Source organism: Paenibacillus sp. FSL H8-0079 (assembly GCF_037991315.1).
GTDB lineage: Bacteria > Bacillota > Bacilli > Paenibacillales > Paenibacillaceae > Paenibacillus.
This window is the reverse complement of sequence record NZ_CP150300.1, coordinates 2,516,888-2,534,290: the sequence shown is the minus strand read 5'-3', so window position 1 is coordinate 2,534,290 and position 17,403 is coordinate 2,516,888. Positions and strand designations below refer to the sequence as shown.

Below are 17,403 nucleotides of genomic sequence, written 5' to 3'. Positions count from 1 at the left end.
CGAACTTCAGTTGCTTACAAATGAAGTTCGAATGAGGCGTGAAGTGCCCTCAGGGCCTGAACCATATCTTCTTTTTTTACGAGTACCCAGATCGTTGTATTCGAATCTGCCGATTGCAGGATCTGAATGTCTGCCAGTGTCAAGGACTCGACGATGCGAGCCATAATTCCAGGTACACCATTAATGCCTCCGCCAATGACGGAAACTTTGGCACAACCGGACAGGCTTTGTGGCTTGAGACCTATCTCCTGTAATACATGTATGGCTTTCTCGGAATCACTGTCAAAAACTGTATAGACAACTCCCGAGGGGGTAACATTAATAAAATCAACGCTGATTGAATTCTCGGCCATGGTTTTGAATACTTTTAGTTGCAATCGATCTGCACCACCAGGTACATCCACCGTAATTTGCGTTACATTGCTCACATAGGCGATACCTGTTACATAACGGTCAACAATGCCTGTCTGCACATCCTGGAATCCTTCCGGATGCGTAACCAGCGTTCCTTCCGTGTCTGCAAAAGTAGATCTTACCCGTACAGGTATCTGGGATTGCATCGCAATCTCGACCGCACGTGGATGGATTACCTTGGCCCCGTGGTGGGCCATGTTACAGATCTCTGCATAGCTCACAACAGTCAGTGGACGCGCATCCTCAACAATCCGTGGATCGGCCGTGAGAATCCCGTTCACATCTGTGTAGATATCCACCATTTCGGCACGTAATGCTGCACCGAGAGCTGTTGCAGACGTATCACTTCCCCCACGACCCAGTGTCGTGAAGTCTCCGTTCTCCGTCTGACCTTGGAATCCGGTTACAATAACGACCCGGCCAAGCTGAAGCTGCTCCAACACACGAACAGGACGGACATCCAATATCCGGGCATTCCCGAAATTGTCGTCCGTCACAAAACCTGCTTGTGCACCGGTCAGCACTGTAGTTGGAATGCCTTCATGTTCGAGCAAACTGCTCAAAGTCGTCGCAGATATGATTTCACCACAGCACAGCAGTAAATCCTTTTCGCGTGCGGATAGTGCGTTTCCGTTCTGTGCAGCCCAGTCCAGCAACGTATCGGTCGCATATGGCTCGCCGCGGCGCCCCATCGCAGACACCACGATGACCAGACTCAATCCTGCCTCAAGTTCACGTTTAACGTGACGGAGCACATGCTCTCTCGCCTGAACAGTGGAGAGAGAAGTGCCTCCGAACTTCTGTACCATGATACGCATCTTTATTCCTCCATTTGTGTACGCAAGAAGACTGGACACGGGTCAAATCAACAAATGGATCACTCTAGGGAGCGTTCTGATGCGATAATTTCAGCAATTTATACGGCATTCCATGCCGCTCCTTGTTTTTTTTGAAATTGTCTTGGACAATCGCAAATCAAAGGTCGCGGTTGTTATCGAGATCATGACGCATACATTCACAATAGACCTCTCCCGCTTGCTTAACCTTTACTGTCGGCAAGCAGGAATGCCCTTATAGACAGGAACGTGGACACAAGCAGCTGTTCAAGCCAGCATATCGTCCCCCATGATTTTCTTTGTCTCTCAAACCCCTTATTCATTTCTCCAAGCGCATAAACGTTGTCACCCTGTCATCATTCCATCAAACCTGTGAAGAACGCTCCACAATCATCGGCTGAAGCTGTTTGCCCTCAAGCGCACTCCAGCAAGCCTCTGGAATCAGTTCCATTTTGGCGACTAACGAGTTTGGTTTTTTCACTGGATCGTCTTGCCCGAATGGCACAAAATACAAATATTTGGCCACGAGCAATTTTGCGATATTCGCAGCATTCAAGCCCAGACCGTCATTCGTGGAAATGGCGAGCACGAGCGGACGCTGATTGCGCATCTGCGCTTTGGCTGCCATCAACACTGGACTGTCGGTCATCGCATTAGCCAGCTTGCTTGTGGTATTCCCTGTGCATGGAGCAATAACCAGCACATCAAGCAGCTTGGAAGGCCCTAATGGCTCCGCTTCAACAATTGTAGAAATGATATCATTACCTGTTATATCTTTCAACTGTTTTTGCCAATTTTGCGCCGTACCGAAGCGTGTATCCGTCGTCAGCACCGAATTGGAAATAATCGGAATGACGTTGGCGCCTTCAGCCACGAAGCGGCTAATTACCGGCATAACCTCTTCAAACGTACAATGAGAACCCGTAATTGCATAACCTACCGTTTTTCCCTGCCAGTTCATGATTTAACCTCCCGTGCGTTCTGTTCTTCCAAAAGCAAACGGATCAACGCGTCGGCAATAATGCCGCCAGCCGTTTTTGGAGCAACAATGCCGGGGAGGCCAGGCGCAAGTAGCGCTTTGATACCGCGTTTGTCGGCATACCTGAAATCACAGCCGCCAGGAGCGGATGCGAGGTCGATAATGACAGCCTTTTGCGGCATTCTGGACAGGATTTGTGCTGTGATTATCATAGTCGGTATCGTATTAAAAAGCAAGTCAACTTCCCCGGTTTGAGCGGCCAAATCCGTTGTCATGAAAGGCTTCCAGCCCATTATAGTCGCGCGAGCAACATCCTCTTCCCGCCTGATCCCTACCCGTACATTTGCCCCAAGTCCCTGCAGTGTTTTGGCCATTGTGAACCCTGTTCGACCGATGCCAAGCACGATGCATTCCGAACCATGGATTGTGAAGTCCGTCTCCCGAATAGCTATGGCGATGGCTCCCTCAGCTGTTGGAATAGAGTTGTAAAGTGCAATATCATCACGATCAAGTACTTCAACAAGTCTCAGCCCGTTATCTAGACAAAGTTCACGCAGGAACGGCTTCGCCATACCTGTGAACACAATGCAATGCTCCGGCAATGCTGCAACATGTTCCTTTTTCAAATAGATCGGCGTGTCACTGAACGAAGTGCTTACTTTTCCCTGATCATCGCAACCGACGACAGGCAGTACCAGTACATCTGCCGAAGCAAACACTTCGTCCTCCAGTTCCTGGTGTTCGATACCCGGAATGGAACGCTCCATTTTATCGAAACCCACTACACTTACCGTTGCATCCAGCTCAGCGCACTTTTGAATGACTTCAAGCTGCCGCGCATCTCCGCCCAGGACTACAATCCGGACTCCGGTCAGCATCGGGACGTCACTCCTTTCACCACATGTATGCCTTATCGTATGCAGGGGCCCACAGCGGGGTGAAAACAATAATTGCACTACACTGTCCGTTTCTCGAATGCAAAAAAGAGCCGCCCCTGTTAGGGACGACTCTAAAGAATGGATATATTTACGCTGATTATTTCCCCGTATGACCGAATCCGCCTTCGCCACGTACCGTTTCCGAAAGTTCATTCACTTCCGTCAATTCAATCGCAGGCACGGTCTGGAAGACGATCTGTGCGATGCGCTCTCCCCGTACAATCGTGAACGGTTCTTGACCGAGATTAATCAACAGCACTTTAACTTCTCCGCGATAATCCGCATCGATAGTACCCGGCGTGTTGAGACAGGTAATTCCATGTTTGAAAGCCAGTCCGCTCCGAGGACGGATCTGAGCTTCCAATCCAGCTGGCATTGCCATCGCAAGTCCAGTTGGGATCAGCGTGCGCTGACCCGGTTGCAGGACAACGTCCTCCTGAAGTGCAGCTACTACATCAAAGCCGGATGCCAGCTCCGACATTTTTTGTGGCAACTTAATATCTTCATTGCCCGGCAGTTTCTGTATTTGAACGTAATGCAACAAAATCATCCCTTCTCAATCCAGCAATCGTCTTATCTGAAGCGCCAACCATAGCAAGTGCAAACGGCTCGGCAAACATCAGATCAAGTACCGCGTTAATATCGTCCATCGTCACTTGCTCAATCTTGGTGATCATCTCATCCAGCGTATGATGTCTTCCAAGCATCAGCTCGTTTTTACCCAGACGATTCATACGACTGCCTGTGCTTTCCAAGCTAAGAATCAGGCTACCCTTCAGCTGTTCTTTTCCTTTACGAAGTTCATCTTCAGACAAGCCATTTACAGCCAGGTCGCGCAGAACCTCTTTGGTCAGGTCAAGCACTTCTTTTGTCTGTTTCGGTGCTGTACCCGCGTATATCGTGAAAAGTCCACTGTCCGCATGAGAGCTATGATAGGAATACACGGAGTACGCAAGACCCCGTTTCTCACGAATTTCCTGGAACAGTCTGGAGCTCATGCCTCCACCAATGGCGTTATTCAGAACAACCATAGCGAATTGAAGCGGATCTCCGATTTTACAGCCCGGGAACGAGATACAGATATGATTCTGTTCCGTTTTCTTTTTGTGAAAGAGCTGTCCGCTTTGGAATGCCGGCATCGTAACTGCTTCCGTTACTCCATTTACATCAAAAGCACCAAAATGCTTCTCCATCAGTTCGATTACACTGTCATCAATATTACCCGCGATACTAATGACCGTGTTCTCAATTGTGTAATGCTCCTTCATATATGCACGCAGATGGCTTGAATCCATCGCTTTGAGGCGTTCTTCCGTACCCAGAATAGGGTATGCGAGTGGATGCTCACCATATGCGGCCAAGGCCATCAGATCATGAACCATATCATCTGGCGTATCTTCATACATCGAGATTTCTTCCAGAATGACGTTTTTCTCCTTGATCAATTCACCATCATCCATTTTGGAGCGGAAAAACATATCGGACAACACATCCACCGCAATCGGCAAATGTTCATCCAACACTTTAGCATAATAACATGTGTATTCTTTGGAAGTGAACGCATTCACGTTACCACCGATCGCATCGAACTGCTCCGCAATTGCCTTCGCATCATAACGATCCGTTCCTTTGAACAACATGTGCTCAATAAAATGTGATACTCCGTTACTCGCAGGCTGCTCATTGCGTGAACCTGTCTTGACCCATATTCCGAAAGACACAGAACGGCAGGTCGGTATCTGTTCCATGACAACTCTGAGGCCATTGCCCAGCTGAATTTTTTTCATGGTTGGCCCTCCTACATCTCTATAATTGCCTTGATCTCAACCTTGAAATTGAAATCGACATTTGGTTCCAACTTTTTGATATTAACAAAAAAACAACGTTCACTCAACCGCAGATGCAATTACACGTTCCGAAGACAACGTCTCACTTACGGTTCCGAGCACCAAACCTTTGGCCCGTATAGAATGAATCATACCCTTTAAAGCACCGGAAGAAGCAGCGGTAGGGTGCATTAAAACTAATGTACCGGCCTCAGTATTTTTCGCAATTTTAGCGACAACGGCATCTGAGCTTGGTTTACGCCAATCCACAGTATCCACTGTCCATAACACGGTTTGCAGCCCCATGGATGAAGCAATGTCTACGGTCTTTTGATTAAAATCACCGGAAGGCGGGGCAAACCAACGATTATCCACACCGAGTGTTTTATGGAGCAGATCCTGGGTTTTGCTAATTTCCAGCTTGGCCCTCTCTGCGCTCAATCGACTCATGTTAGGGTGAGAATACGCATGATTGGACAACTCATGCCCACGCTTCTGAATTTCTTTGGCCAGTTCAACGTTTTTGCTTAACCAGCTTCCATCCAGAAAAAAAGTGGCCTTGACTTTCTCGGCATCGAGCGTATCCAGCATCGGTATAATAAATTCATTCCCCCAGGCAACATTAATCATAAAAGAAACCATCGGTTTGCTCGCATTCCCACGATAGATCGGATGTGCACCCAAATCCTTAAGCTGGATCTCCGGCTCAATCTGACGGTAGACATACGCTATTTTGGTATTCAACGTTCCACTCAGCGCCTTACGGTATGTCGCTTCCACATCAATCTCCATGCCATTATAACCAGGAATCGCTTTCCATACCCGATCCACTCTGGCATTTACCGGAGCAATTTTCGTTTCAGCCGCTTTATCCCGAATCGCAGACAACAGCGCATCTTCTCCAGTTGCTTCCTTGAACATGTCAAAAGCATTTTGCGTACCTGGCCCATCACGGATCTCCGTAATGTATGTACGTACACTGCCAACTTGTCCGATCAATATGACCGCAGTCACACCCGCCAGAACAGCCGCCAGCTTTTTGGATTGGTTTCCCACAGCTCCATCCTCCCGCCGTCTTTGTCCCCATCATATGAGGACAAGGGCGAAAATATGAATAGAAAGCCATGATTTCATCCTTGCTTTACGTATTTAAACGTTAAAAAAAGAGCCAGAAATTCACATTCTGTCTCTTCATTCAATATATCCATTTATAACCTGTCGCTTCGGTATCCTAGGATTGAGCCGGAGCTTCAGCAGTCAAAACTGCTTTGCGGGACAAGTTGATTCGACCTTGTGGGTCAATTTCCGTTACTTTTACCGTAATGGAATCACCAATGGCTACAACATCTTCCACTTTGGCAACACGTTCTGTTGACAGTTGTGAAATGTGTACCAGACCTTCTTTGTTCGGAAGTACTTCAACGAAAGCACCGAATTTCTCAACACGTTTTACTTTACCGACATAAATCTCGCCGACTAGTACTTCACGTACAATACCTTCGATGATCGATTTAGCTTTATCATTCATCTCCTGGTTGGAAGAAGCGATAAAGACACGTCCATCCTGTTCAATATCAATTTTAACACCGGTTTCTTCGATGATTTTATTGATAATTTTACCACCTGCACCGATCACATCACGGATTTTGTCCGGATTGATATGCATCGTTGTAATTTTAGGCGCATATTGTGATAATTGCTCACGTGGAGTTTTCAAAATCTCGTTCATTTTGCCCAAAATGTGCATACGACCTTCTTTGGCTTGCGCCAATGCATCAGACAAAATTTGACGATTAATACCAGCAATTTTTATGTCCATTTGAATTGCGGTTACGCCTTCTGGTGTTCCTGCTACCTTGAAGTCCATGTCACCCAGGTGATCTTCCATACCCTGAATATCACTCAGAATGGATACATGATCACCATCTTTGATCAGACCCATAGCCACACCTGCAACCGGAGCTTTGATTGGAACACCTGCATCCATCATAGCTAAAGTGCTGGCACAGATACTAGCCTGAGATGATGAGCCGTTGGATTCCAGAACTTCAGATACCAAACGAATCGTGTATGGGAAATCCGTTTCGGAAGGGATTACTTTGGAAAGAGCACGTTCACCCAAAGCACCATGTCCGATTTCACGACGGCCTGGAGCACGCAATGGACGAGCTTCACCTACGCTGAATGGTGGGAAGTTATAGTGATGCATGAATCGTTTCGTTTCTTCAAGACTGATTCCGTCCAAAATCTGAACATCACCCAGTGCACCGAGTGTACAAACGCTAAGTGCTTGCGTTTGACCGCGCGTAAACAGTCCTGTACCATGTGCACGTGGCAGCAGAGATGTATCACATTCAATTGGGCGAATTTCAGCAAGTCCACGTCCATCCGGACGAACTTTATCATGCGTGATCAAACGGCGAACTTCTTCTTTGACGATATCGTGCAGAACTTCCTTCACGTCTTTGAACAATTCCGGACTTTCAATATATTTCTCTTCAAAGTGAGCAACGGTATCGTCATTCACTACATCGATTGCATCTTGACGAGCATGCTTCTCGGCGATTTTAACCGCTTCGACCAGACGAGCGCTGGCGAATTCACGCACACTGCTGTTTACTTCAGCATTAACGGTACGCAACTTAACAGCCATTTTTTCTTTTCCAGCAACTTGCACAAGTTGTTCGATTACAGCAATAATATTTTGGATCTCATCATGTCCAAACATGATTGCTTCAAGCATTACTTCTTCCGGTAATTCGTTTGCTTCGGCCTCTACCATCATGATGGCATCCTTGGTTCCTGCAACAACCAGCTCAAGCTCACTAACTTCAAGCTGTGCAATCGTTGGGTTTATGATGAACTCGCCATCGATACGTCCAACTTTCACGCCACCAATTGGTCCGCTGAATGGGACATCCGAGATGCTCAGTGCAGCTGATGTACCGATCATTGCAGCGATTTGTGGTTCGCAATCCTGGTCCACACTCATAACGATATTCAGAACTTGTACATCATTCCGGAAGCCTTCCGGGAACAATGGACGAATTGGACGGTCTGTCAGACGGCTTGAAAGAATGGCTTTCTCACTTGGTCTGCCTTCACGTTTAATAAATCCACCCGGGATTTTACCTACGGCGTACAATCTTTCTTCATAGTTCACCGTTAATGGGAAAAAGTCCAAATCTTTCGGCTCACTTGATGCTGTCACGGTACACAATACAACGGTATCCCCGTATGTTACCTTAACTGCAGCATTAGCCTGTTTGGCCAAACGCCCGGTTTCAAGCGTAAGCTTTCTTCCACCAAGCTGCATTTCAACACGCTGTTCCATGAAACCCCTCCTTTTATTCGTTCCTAATTCAATGGATTCTGCATATTCACAGTATTTCCTGCTTGTCCTGCATTCATTAGCTATGTATCATCTTGCAACATGCTAATCTGCACAACAAAAGCTCCTCACGGAGCCCCATCTACAAATATATGGCAACATGTTCATCTACAAAACAACCCGGCTGTAGTTCCGCTTGTCCTTTTAGACAAAAGAATGACGGATAACAGCCAGGTTGGTTTTGAAAACATGTACGATAATTAACGACGCAATCCGAGTTTTTCGATCAGTGCGCTGTAACGTTTAACATCTTTGTTTTTCACGTAAGCCAAAAGCTTACGACGTTGACCTACCATTTTCAAAAGTCCACGACGTGAGTGGTGGTCTTTCTTATGCGTACGCAAGTGGTCTGTCAAACTTCTGATGTTTTCCGTAAGGATAGCAACTTGCACCTCTGGAGATCCTGTATCGGACTCGTGAGTTTTGTGCTCGTCGATCAGTTGTTGTTTACGTTCTTGAGTCAATGCCATCCTGTTCACCTCCTTCAATATAATCGCCATTAGCCTCGTCACCGCCGGTGAGAGCAAGCAACCAAGCCAAGGTTATTGTTGTCTCAATCGACAACGTAGTACAGTATATCATAATTGCCCAGTCAAAGTAAATGTAAACATGCATTTAATCCTGAAGCTTAAGATAACAGGCGGCCGGCAGTCAATGCATCTTCACGAATCTGGCTAATTAATGCATCAATGGAGTCAAACTTTCGCTCTGCACGAATATAGTGAACGAGCTCAACCTTTAGTTCCTGGTCATACAAGTGTCCATCAAAATCAAGCAGGTGCACTTCAAACGTAGGTTTCATCCCGCTTTCGTGAAACGTAGGTTTCACACCGAGATTCATTACGCCATGCAGTTCCTGTTCTCCATGCTGCACACGAACAGCGTAAACACCCTTCGACGGTGTAACGTAATGGTCCGTGAGTTCAAGGTTGGCTGTCGGAAATCCAATGGTTCGTCCACGCTTCTCCCCGTGAATTACGGTTCCTCTGATGCTGTAAGGTCGGCCAAGCCACTGACTGGCCTCATCCATCTCCCCACGCTTCAACAGGCCACGAATGAGAGAACTGCTCACTTTTTCACCATTTAACAGGAATGGAGGAACGGTTTCCACCGTCATTTCTCCTTCTCCCAATGTACGAAGAAGTTGCTCATCTCCTGCACCCTTGTGACCGAAACGGAAGTCAAAACCAACCACCGCTGTTCGTGTCTGAAGAGGAATCAACAGGTCGTGTACGAATTGTTGCGGCGTCAGCCGTGAGAAGTTTTCATTGAACTCCACCACATAGAGCACATCAACACCCATTCCTGCCAAGATGTCTTCTTTATCTCTCAAGGGAGTTAAATAACCCTCGTAATCCCCTTTGCGCATAACTTCCTTCGGATGTGGATGAAAGGTCATGACCGCTGCCTGCATGCCCGTTTCCCGCGCAATGCGGACAGCTGATAAAATGACACTTGCATGTCCGAGATGCAGTCCGTCGAATTGACCAATCGCGAGCACTTGGGGAAGTGTGCTCAGCTCAGTCGAATGTAACGTCTGCGGATAGGTTAGCATTACGGTTTTCACAATCATTCACCTGCATTTCACTTGATAGGCCAAGCTTGAGCATCACCACAACTCCAAGCCCGAGACCTCTTTATTCCGGCAAAAAGACTTTAACTGCCCTCACCGTTGGTTTTAGTTCATCCCGTTCAAATATCCCCAGAAACGTACCATCCTGAGCATACAACCGCAGCAAACCAGGTTGCTCTACAGGCGGTTCCAGAAGACGTGCAGACAGTTTCTGACCTTGAAGTGCTCCTTTGGTCTGTTCTTCTCCAACCTTGTGGGATGGAATCGACGCAATAGCCTCGTCAACAGGAATCAGCGCCTCAGCCAAAGTCCCATCGGCCATAAGTTGTTCCACTTCTTCAATACGAAGACAACGATCTGCAGAGATACCTGCCGAGATCGTACGCTCGAGTCGAACCATGGTCGATGGATATCCGAGTTGTCGGCCGATGTCTACACACAACGTCCGAATATAGGTACCTTTTGAACACAAGGCCCGGAAGGATATATCGGTGGTTTCACCCTGAGTCTCAATCCCTGTAAGCTCAAGCTCATAGATTGTGACCTCACGGCTCTTACGCTCTACCGTTTTTCCTTCACGAGCAAGCTCATAGAGACGTTTACCGTCTACCTTTACCGCAGAATACATGGGTGGCACTTGAGAGATCGTGCCCAGGAACTGCTCTAGCACCTGTTGAACCTGTTCCTGTGTTACTTCCACAGTCGTTTCAGCCCGCTCAATGACTTCCCCTGTCATATCCTCTGTATCAGTAGACAGTCCCAATCTGAGCGTAGCCAGATATTCCTTTGGAAGCTCCTGCATATACTCTACCACGCGTGTCGCCCGTCCAAGACAGAGCGGCAGAACGCCTGTAACTTGTGGGTCCAGTGTGCCAGTATGCCCAATGCGCTTCATCTTGAGAATGCGACGCATTTTGGCTACAACATCATGAGAAGTAAATCCCGCCGGTTTATATACCGGAAGTACACCTTCAAAGGGCTTTACCATTGTGAATTCACCTGCTTCAGTACTTTTGCTACAATATCTTCAAGTCTGCCTTCCAGACGACATCCGGCTGCGAGTACATGCCCGCCTCCGCCAAAGGTCTGTGCTAATGCAGCAACATCAATCTTGCCAGCCGAACGCAGAGAAACCTTGACGGCATTCTCGTTGATGACTTTGAAAAAGATACCAACCTCCACGCCCTGAATGTTGCGCGGATAGTTCACTACCCCTTCAAGATCTTCATTAGCTGCTCCACACGCGACCATATCATCTGGTGTTATAACAACCCAGGCTATCTTGCCATCATCTGTCATCTTCAGGCTTGATAGTGCTTGATTCAAAATCCGAACTTGTGGAAGAGTCACCTGCTCCAACAAAGTCTGGGCGAGATAGGGTCCATCCACGCCATGTTCAAGCAATCTGGAGGCCGTTGTCATTACATTTGGACTCGTATTGGCATAGCGAAACCCACCTGTGTCCGTAAGCAATCCTGTATAGACTGCCGTTGCAACATCTTTGTCCCATGCTACTTGGAACAGGTTAAGAAAATCGAACAAAATTTCAGCCGTTGCAGCAGCATCTGACTTAATGATGTTGACTGTACCGTAAGCATCATTCGTAGGATGATGATCAATATTCAAAATCACAGCATCTTCTTCGAAATAATGACGCGTCAAGCCTACTCTGGCAAAGTCTGCACAATCCACACAGATAACAGCTTTATATTTTCGCTGCGGTGGTTGTTCGGTCATGTTCACAATGTTGCCGGCTTCCCACAAAAATTGCATGCGTTGTGGAATTTCGCCTTCATTAATCATCGTGAATGTCTTACCCAGACATGACAGCAGCCAGCCCACCGTTACCGTCGAGCTGACTGCGTCACCGTCCGGCTGTACATGCGACACGACCAGGTAATCATCATGCTCCAGCAGAAATTGCTTTCCGGCCTGGAGCGCCTGTTCATAAGTGTGCATTGCCGTCTCCTCTATTCTGTTACTGGGATTCGTTCTTGTCGGAACCAATATCGCCAAGCAGCTTCTCAATTCGGCTACCATAAGCGATGGATTCGTCAATCTTGAATATCAACTCGGGAACATGCCGGAAACGGATACGTTTGCCCAGCTCGGAACGCAAAAATCCATTTGCTTTTGCCAGAGCTTTGAGCGTGTTATCTTTTTGTTCCTGTTCACCGAAGACACTCAGATAAACTTTGGCTTGCGACAAGTCTCCTGTCACTTCGACTCCCGTTACCGTAATAAAGCCGATACGTGGATCTTTCAGTTCAGACTGGATGAGCAGACTTATTTCTTTCTTGATCTGCTCGCCCACTCTACCTGTACGAATCTTAGCCATCGTTGTTCACCTCATGCTTCCTTGCTTATCGTTGTACTGTCTCCATAATGAAGGCTTCGATAACGTCGCCCTCTTTGAGATCATTGTATTTATCCAGTGTGATACCGCACTCGTAGCCTTGGGCTACTTCTTTGGCATCATCTTTATAGCGTTTCAGGGAATCCAACTTACCTTCGTAAAGGACGATGCCATCACGAATCAGGCGTGCTTCCGCAGAACGCGTAATTTTACCCGAGGTAACCATACAACCAGCGATGGTACCCACTTTACTGATGGAGAACGTGCTACGAACTTCAGCATGACCGATAACTTTTTCTTTGAAGATCGGATCAAGCATTCCTTTCATCGCTTGTTCAATTTCTTCGATAACACTGTAGATTACGCGATGCAGACGAATGTCTACTTGCTCTTGATCTGCAGTTGCTTTCGCCTGGTTATCAGGACGAACGTTGAAACCAATTACGATGGCATTGGATGCTGCAGCCAAAATGATGTCGGACTCAGTGATTGCACCAGCGCCGCTATGAATGATTTTCACGCGTACACCTTCAACTTCGATCTTCGCAAGGGAACCTTTCAATGCTTCAACCGAACCTTGTACGTCACCTTTGATGATTACGTTCAGATCTTTGATCTCGCCATCTTTGATGTGCTGGAACAGATCATCCAACGTTACGCGAGTATGTGTACCCAGATCGGATTCACGTTGTGTAATCGCACGTTTGTCAGCGATGGAACGCGCTTTGCGCTCATCTTCAAACACCATGAATGGATCTCCCGCACCTGGAACTTCAGTCAGACCTGTGATTTCTACAGGTGTTGAAGGTCCAGCTTCTTTCAAACGGCGACCTTTGTCATTGACCATTGCACGAACACGACCGAAGCAGTTACCTGCTACGAAAGCATCTCCGACTTTCAATGTACCGTGCTGTACGAGAATACGGGCAACTGGGCCACGTCCTTTATCCAGCTCGGCTTCAATCACCGTACCACGGGCACGTTTGTCCGGGTTCGCTTTGTATTCGTTCACTTCTGCAACGAGCAGAATCATTTCAAGCAGACCTTCCAGACCCATTCTTTGTTTCGCTGACACGTTAACAAAAATGGTATCTCCGCCCCACTCTTCAGGAACGAGTTCATAGTTAGTTAATTCTTGTTTTACTTTATCCGGATCAGCGCCCGGTTTGTCGATTTTATTGACAGCAACGATAATTGGAAGCCCAGCTGCTTTAGCATGGTTAATGGCCTCAATGGTTTGTGGCATAACGCCGTCATCTGCTGCTACAACAATAATCGTCATATCCGTAACCTGTGCACCACGTGCACGCATCGCTGTAAACGCTTCGTGACCCGGAGTATCCAAGAACGTGATCTTTTTGCTGTTGATTTCGACTTGGTATGCACCGATATGTTGCGTGATTCCGCCTGCTTCGCCGCCTGTTACATTCGTGGAACGAATGGCATCAAGCAAAGTTGTTTTACCATGGTCAACGTGACCCATGATTGTAACTACTGGTGGACGAGCCTGCAAGTCAGCAGCATCATCATTTTCTTCCAGTGTTTCGAAACGGTCATCTTCAAGCACAATCTTCACTTCAACCTCAACACCGAATTCACCTGAAAGCAAAAGGATCGTTTCGATATCAAGTTCTTGGTTGATTGTTGCCATAACGCCCATAGCGATGAGTTTTTTGATAACTTCGGAAGCATCCTTATGGAGCAACTTCGCTGTTTCACCAACGGTCATATCACCACGAACGATGATTTTCTTAGGTGTGTTATCAATTTTCTCACGTTGTTGGTACTGTTGTTGATTTCTGTTGCGGTTGTTCTTGCCACCACGGTTACCACGGAAGTTGCCGCCACGGTTGTCATCATAACGACGTCCACCGCCACCGCTGTTCGAACGGTTACCACTATTGTTGTTGTTGTTGCTGCCAGTAGTACCACCTGGGCCGCTTCTACGTTGGCCTTGTCCTTGGCTCTGACCTTGGCCACCGCTACGGTTGCCAGCAGTACCTGTATTACCACCACTGTTAGGTCCTGAAGTTCTTACTTGACCGCCACCGCTGTTATTCGGACGTTGACCCGATCCTTGCGGACGGGATGCAGTACTGCTTTGTCCACCTTGAGCTGGTCTTGGACGGTTAGTTGATTGTCCTCCTTGGCTTGAGCCTTGGGAAGAGTTCGTTCTGTTGCGGCTGTCTTGGCCGCTGGGTCTTTGGGTGCCATTGTTATTGTTGGAATTTGGTCTATTGTTCATACCTACCTGCTTTTCCTGTTGTATTTTTGTTTGTACGGGACTACCGGATGGGTTACTGCTCTTCGGCGTGTTCACTCCGCCGGCCGGCTTGTTGCTGTCCACTGGTTTGTCACTGCGTACTGCCGAAGTAGCAACTGGTTTTGCATCGTTGCCTTGTTTCGAAGCAGCAGTGGATTTTATATCTTTAAAAAATTGTTCCACCTTACCGACTGAACCATTCTCCATGACACTCATATGATTGTTTACGGGAATTTCCAGCTTTTTAAGAATGGTTATAATTTCTTTACTACTCATATTAAGGGACTTCGCATATTCATAAACTCGCAATTTATCCTTGTTTTCTTGTTTACTCAATATACTCCACCTCCGACATTATACCGACTTGCTTGGAGATCATTTTTGCAAACCCTCGATCCGTTACTGCAAGAACAACACGCGTGTCTTTACCGATACTTGAACCTAGACTATCCCGGTCAAATCCGATCAACAGAGGAACCTTATACGTTCCACATTTATCGCGAAATTTCTTTTGTGTATTGGCTGAGGCGTCACCCGCAACAATAACCATTTTAGCCTCGGAAGAACGGATCGCTTTAAGTACAATTTCTTCACCTGTTACAAGTTTACCTGCACGCATAGAAAGTCCCAGATAAGACAGCGTTTTAATATTAGTCATGTTCACGCTCCTGTGCTGCTTTGAATTCATCTTCAACCGCGATGAAGTCAGCTGCTAATTGCTCGTAAATTTCAGGTGAAACTTTGCCTTTTAACGCCCGATCCAAAGCCCGGTTTTTGAGTGCGAGCTTAAAACAGGACTCTTTGCCGCATAAATAGGCACCACGTCCGGATTTTTTGCCAGTCAAATCGATCAGCACTTCATCCTCTGGCGTTTTAACGATGCGGATCAGCTGCTTTTTGGGCATCATTTCTTGGCATGCCACACATTTGCGCAGCGGCACTTTTTTTGGTTTCATACGTCAGCGCCCCCCGTACTTTACTTTAGTCGACGGAGACGGAATCCTGATGCATTTCAGAAGAAGAATCTTTTTCTCTGCCGAATTCCTGTTCCGCCTGGCTCTCGCTCTTAATGTCGATTTTCCAGCCGGTTAATTTGGCTGCCAATCTTGCATTTTGGCCTTTAATACCAATAGCGAGCGAAAGTTGATAGTCCGGAACGATAACCCGAGCCATCTTTTCTTCCTCAAATACATGAACTTCCAATACTTTGGAAGGACTCAGTGCATTAGCCACATATTCGTCTACCTGATCGGAGAAACGAACGATGTCGATTTTTTCACCGCGCAGCTCACCCACAATGGTCTGCACGCGCATTCCCTTAGGACCTACACATGATCCAACTGGATCAACTTCCTCGTTGCGGGAGTGTACGGCAATCTTGGAGCGGAACCCTGCTTCGCGAGCGACGGAGCGAATTTCAACTACACCGTCAAAGATCTCAGGCACTTCCAGTTCAAAGAGACGTTTCAAGAGCCCCGGATGGGTACGGGACAAAATGATTTGCGGCCCTTTGGTCGTATTCTCGACCTTGGTGATATACGCCTTAATACGGTCACCATGAACAAACTTCTCGTTCGGCATCAATTCGGTTAGCGGTAAAGCCGCTTCGATTTTGCCCAGATCGATGTAGATATTGCGCAAATCCTGACGCTGCACCACTCCCGTAACGATATCTTCTTCCTTATCTACGAAAGCGTTGTAGATCAGGCCGCGTTCGGCTTCACGAATCCGCTGGGTCACTACCTGTTTGGCAGTCTGTGCGGCGATACGTCCGAAATCACGCGGCGTAACTTCAATCTCCGCAATATCTTCCAGCTGGAAGTGTGGGTTGATTTCTCGTGCAGCAGGCAATGAAATTTCGGTACGTGAATCCAGGACTTCTTCCACGATCAATTTACGGGCATACACCCGAATAACTCCCGTATTACGGTTCATGTCAACACGCACATTCTGGGCCGTGTTGAAATTCCGCTTGTAGCTGGAAATTAGTGCAGCCTCGATCGCTTCAAATAGCACATCCTTGCTGATCCCTTTTTCCCGTTCCAATTCATTCATTGCTTCAATAAAATCCATACTCATGAATGTTGATCCCCCTTTCAAACATGGCATCTCATACGTAAAACGGCGAAAGGCTCTGAACTCATGAGCACCTTGCCGTTATCGTGAGATGTGTCTTTTTCATTAATAAAGTGAACAAGGCACTTAAAACAAAATAGCTAGGCGCGCACTGGCAACCTTATCATAAGAAATAGCATGCTGTTTCTTCCCTGCTTCGATCAGGAGTTCTCCGTCATCAAAGGATAACAGCTTGCCTTCAAATTCCTTCAATCCGTTCACCGGTTCGTAGGTTGTTACAAAAACATTTTTGCCTACAGCTTTGGTAACGTCCTCAGGTTTTTTCAGTGGACGCTCCGCACCGGGAGAAGACACTTCAAGGAAATAGATGGTTGGAATCGGATCGTTCTCATCCAGCTTGGCGCTCAGCTTTTCGCTGATCAAGACGCAATCGTCGATGTCGATGCCACCCTCTTTGTCGACATACACCCGTAAAAACCAGTTGCTGCCTTCTTTGACGTATTCGATGTCAACCAGCTCGAAGCCTTGTTCGTTCAAGTAGGGTTGGATCATTTCTTCCACGGTAGATTTAATGTTCGTTGTGCTCAAAACCAATAACCTCCAACTTAGGTTACACCAGCAAAATAGCACTGGCAGATTATTAAATACCCAAGATTCTTGTATACCAAAGACTAAAGAGTGGGTTTCCCCACTCTTTAGAAATTCGTACTATCTCGTTCACTTCAAAAATTATAACATAGTCTGGTAATAG

The 17,403-nt window shown here is 47.0% G+C and carries 17 protein-coding genes; all 17 read right to left on the bottom strand.

Annotated elements, in window-relative coordinates; genetic code table 11:
• Nucleotides 1–14: 14 nt before the first annotated feature.
• On the bottom strand, nucleotides 15–1,232 hold the full coding sequence (gene dapG, locus MHI06_RS11485; protein WP_062833837.1) for an aspartate kinase: 1,218 nt from the start codon (nucleotides 1,230–1,232) through the stop codon (nucleotides 15–17).
• Nucleotides 1,233–1,614: 382 nt separating this feature from the next.
• Nucleotides 1,615–2,211: a dipicolinate synthase subunit B gene (locus MHI06_RS11480; protein ID WP_340401528.1), complete on the bottom strand. Its 597-nt coding sequence runs from the start codon at nucleotides 2,209–2,211 to the stop codon at nucleotides 1,615–1,617.
• Nucleotides 2,208–3,107 (bottom strand): dipicolinate synthase subunit DpsA, encoded by a 900-nt coding sequence (gene dpsA / locus MHI06_RS11475; protein ID WP_062833835.1) that lies wholly within the window; start codon nucleotides 3,105–3,107, stop codon nucleotides 2,208–2,210. Before dpsA ends, MHI06_RS11480 begins: the two co-directional genes overlap by 4 nt.
• A gap of 157 nt (nucleotides 3,108–3,264) precedes the next feature.
• Nucleotides 3,265–3,711, bottom strand: a complete 447-nt coding sequence (gene dut, locus MHI06_RS11470) for a dUTP diphosphatase (RefSeq protein ID WP_340401527.1) — start codon at nucleotides 3,709–3,711, stop codon at nucleotides 3,265–3,267.
• On the bottom strand, nucleotides 3,671–4,954 hold the full coding sequence (locus tag MHI06_RS11465; RefSeq protein WP_340401526.1) for a pitrilysin family protein: 1,284 nt from the start codon (nucleotides 4,952–4,954) through the stop codon (nucleotides 3,671–3,673). Before MHI06_RS11465 ends, dut begins: the two co-directional genes overlap by 41 nt.
• Before the next feature lie 99 nt (nucleotides 4,955–5,053).
• Complete coding sequence (locus tag MHI06_RS11460) at nucleotides 5,054–6,049, bottom strand: polysaccharide deacetylase family protein (RefSeq protein WP_340401525.1); 996 nt, start codon at nucleotides 6,047–6,049, stop codon at nucleotides 5,054–5,056.
• A 175-nt stretch (nucleotides 6,050–6,224) separates the two neighbouring features.
• Nucleotides 6,225–8,327, bottom strand: coding sequence for a polyribonucleotide nucleotidyltransferase (pnp, locus tag MHI06_RS11455; protein WP_340401524.1), 2,103 nt, complete (start codon nucleotides 8,325–8,327; stop codon nucleotides 6,225–6,227).
• A gap of 257 nt (nucleotides 8,328–8,584) precedes the next feature.
• A complete protein-coding gene (rpsO, locus tag MHI06_RS11450; protein WP_056700672.1) occupies nucleotides 8,585–8,854 on the bottom strand; it encodes a 30S ribosomal protein S15 in 270 nt (89 codons plus the stop codon).
• A 158-nt stretch (nucleotides 8,855–9,012) separates the two neighbouring features.
• On the bottom strand, nucleotides 9,013–9,939 hold the full coding sequence (locus tag MHI06_RS11445) for a bifunctional riboflavin kinase/FAD synthetase (protein WP_169479112.1): 927 nt from the start codon (nucleotides 9,937–9,939) through the stop codon (nucleotides 9,013–9,015).
• A gap of 82 nt (nucleotides 9,940–10,021) precedes the next feature.
• A complete protein-coding gene (truB, locus tag MHI06_RS11440) occupies nucleotides 10,022–10,945 on the bottom strand; it encodes a tRNA pseudouridine(55) synthase TruB (protein ID WP_169478457.1) in 924 nt (307 codons plus the stop codon).
• Nucleotides 10,939–11,916 (bottom strand): bifunctional oligoribonuclease/PAP phosphatase NrnA, encoded by a 978-nt coding sequence (locus MHI06_RS11435; protein WP_340401523.1) that lies wholly within the window; start codon nucleotides 11,914–11,916, stop codon nucleotides 10,939–10,941. Before MHI06_RS11435 ends, truB begins: the two co-directional genes overlap by 7 nt.
• A gap of 19 nt (nucleotides 11,917–11,935) precedes the next feature.
• Nucleotides 11,936–12,295, bottom strand: a complete 360-nt coding sequence (rbfA, locus tag MHI06_RS11430; RefSeq protein ID WP_017689140.1) for a 30S ribosome-binding factor RbfA — start codon at nucleotides 12,293–12,295, stop codon at nucleotides 11,936–11,938.
• Between the two features lie 25 nt (nucleotides 12,296–12,320).
• Nucleotides 12,321–14,912 (bottom strand): translation initiation factor IF-2, encoded by a 2,592-nt coding sequence (gene infB / locus MHI06_RS11425; protein ID WP_340401522.1) that lies wholly within the window; start codon nucleotides 14,910–14,912, stop codon nucleotides 12,321–12,323.
• Complete coding sequence (locus MHI06_RS11420; RefSeq protein ID WP_017689142.1) at nucleotides 14,905–15,234, bottom strand: ribosomal L7Ae/L30e/S12e/Gadd45 family protein; 330 nt, start codon at nucleotides 15,232–15,234, stop codon at nucleotides 14,905–14,907. Before MHI06_RS11420 ends, infB begins: the two co-directional genes overlap by 8 nt.
• A complete protein-coding gene (locus MHI06_RS11415; RefSeq protein WP_017689143.1) occupies nucleotides 15,227–15,532 on the bottom strand; it encodes a YlxR family protein in 306 nt (101 codons plus the stop codon). The genes MHI06_RS11420 and MHI06_RS11415 overlap by 8 nt, the downstream gene beginning before the upstream one ends.
• Nucleotides 15,533–15,557: 25 nt before the next feature.
• Nucleotides 15,558–16,655, bottom strand: a complete 1,098-nt coding sequence (gene nusA, locus MHI06_RS11410) for a transcription termination factor NusA (protein WP_062833827.1) — start codon at nucleotides 16,653–16,655, stop codon at nucleotides 15,558–15,560.
• 123 nt (nucleotides 16,656–16,778) lie between these two features.
• Nucleotides 16,779–17,240, bottom strand: a complete 462-nt coding sequence (gene rimP, locus MHI06_RS11405) for a ribosome maturation factor RimP (protein ID WP_340401521.1) — start codon at nucleotides 17,238–17,240, stop codon at nucleotides 16,779–16,781.
• Nucleotides 17,241–17,403 lie beyond the last annotated feature (163 nt).

Excerpts from the sequence above, each read along its gene's own strand:
- dapG (WP_062833837.1), bottom strand. The coding sequence starts at position 1,232 with ATGCGTATCATGGTACAGAAGTTCGGAGGCACTTCTCTCTCCACTGTT.
- MHI06_RS11480 (WP_340401528.1), bottom strand. The coding sequence starts at position 2,211 with ATGAACTGGCAGGGAAAAACGGTAGGTTATGCAATTACGGGTTCTCAT.
- dpsA (WP_062833835.1), bottom strand. The coding sequence starts at position 3,107 with ATGCTGACCGGAGTCCGGATTGTAGTCCTGGGCGGAGATGCGCGGCAG.
- MHI06_RS11465 (WP_340401526.1), bottom strand. The coding sequence starts at position 4,954 with ATGAAAAAAATTCAGCTGGGCAATGGCCTCAGAGTTGTCATGGAACAG.
- pnp (WP_340401524.1), bottom strand. The coding sequence starts at position 8,327 with ATGGAACAGCGTGTTGAAATGCAGCTTGGTGGAAGAAAGCTTACGCTT.
- rpsO (WP_056700672.1), bottom strand. The coding sequence starts at position 8,854 with ATGGCATTGACTCAAGAACGTAAACAACAACTGATCGACGAGCACAAA.
- MHI06_RS11445 (WP_169479112.1), bottom strand. The coding sequence starts at position 9,939 with ATGCTAACCTATCCGCAGACGTTACATTCGACTGAGCTGAGCACACTT.
- truB (WP_169478457.1), bottom strand. The coding sequence starts at position 10,945 with ATGGTAAAGCCCTTTGAAGGTGTACTTCCGGTATATAAACCGGCGGGA.
- MHI06_RS11435 (WP_340401523.1), bottom strand. The coding sequence starts at position 11,916 with ATGCACACTTATGAACAGGCGCTCCAGGCCGGAAAGCAATTTCTGCTG.
- rbfA (WP_017689140.1), bottom strand. The coding sequence starts at position 12,295 with ATGGCTAAGATTCGTACAGGTAGAGTGGGCGAGCAGATCAAGAAAGAA.
- MHI06_RS11420 (WP_017689142.1), bottom strand. The coding sequence starts at position 15,234 with ATGACTAATATTAAAACGCTGTCTTATCTGGGACTTTCTATGCGTGCA.
- MHI06_RS11415 (WP_017689143.1), bottom strand. The coding sequence starts at position 15,532 with ATGAAACCAAAAAAAGTGCCGCTGCGCAAATGTGTGGCATGCCAAGAA.
- nusA (WP_062833827.1), bottom strand. The coding sequence starts at position 16,655 with ATGAGTATGGATTTTATTGAAGCAATGAATGAATTGGAACGGGAAAAA.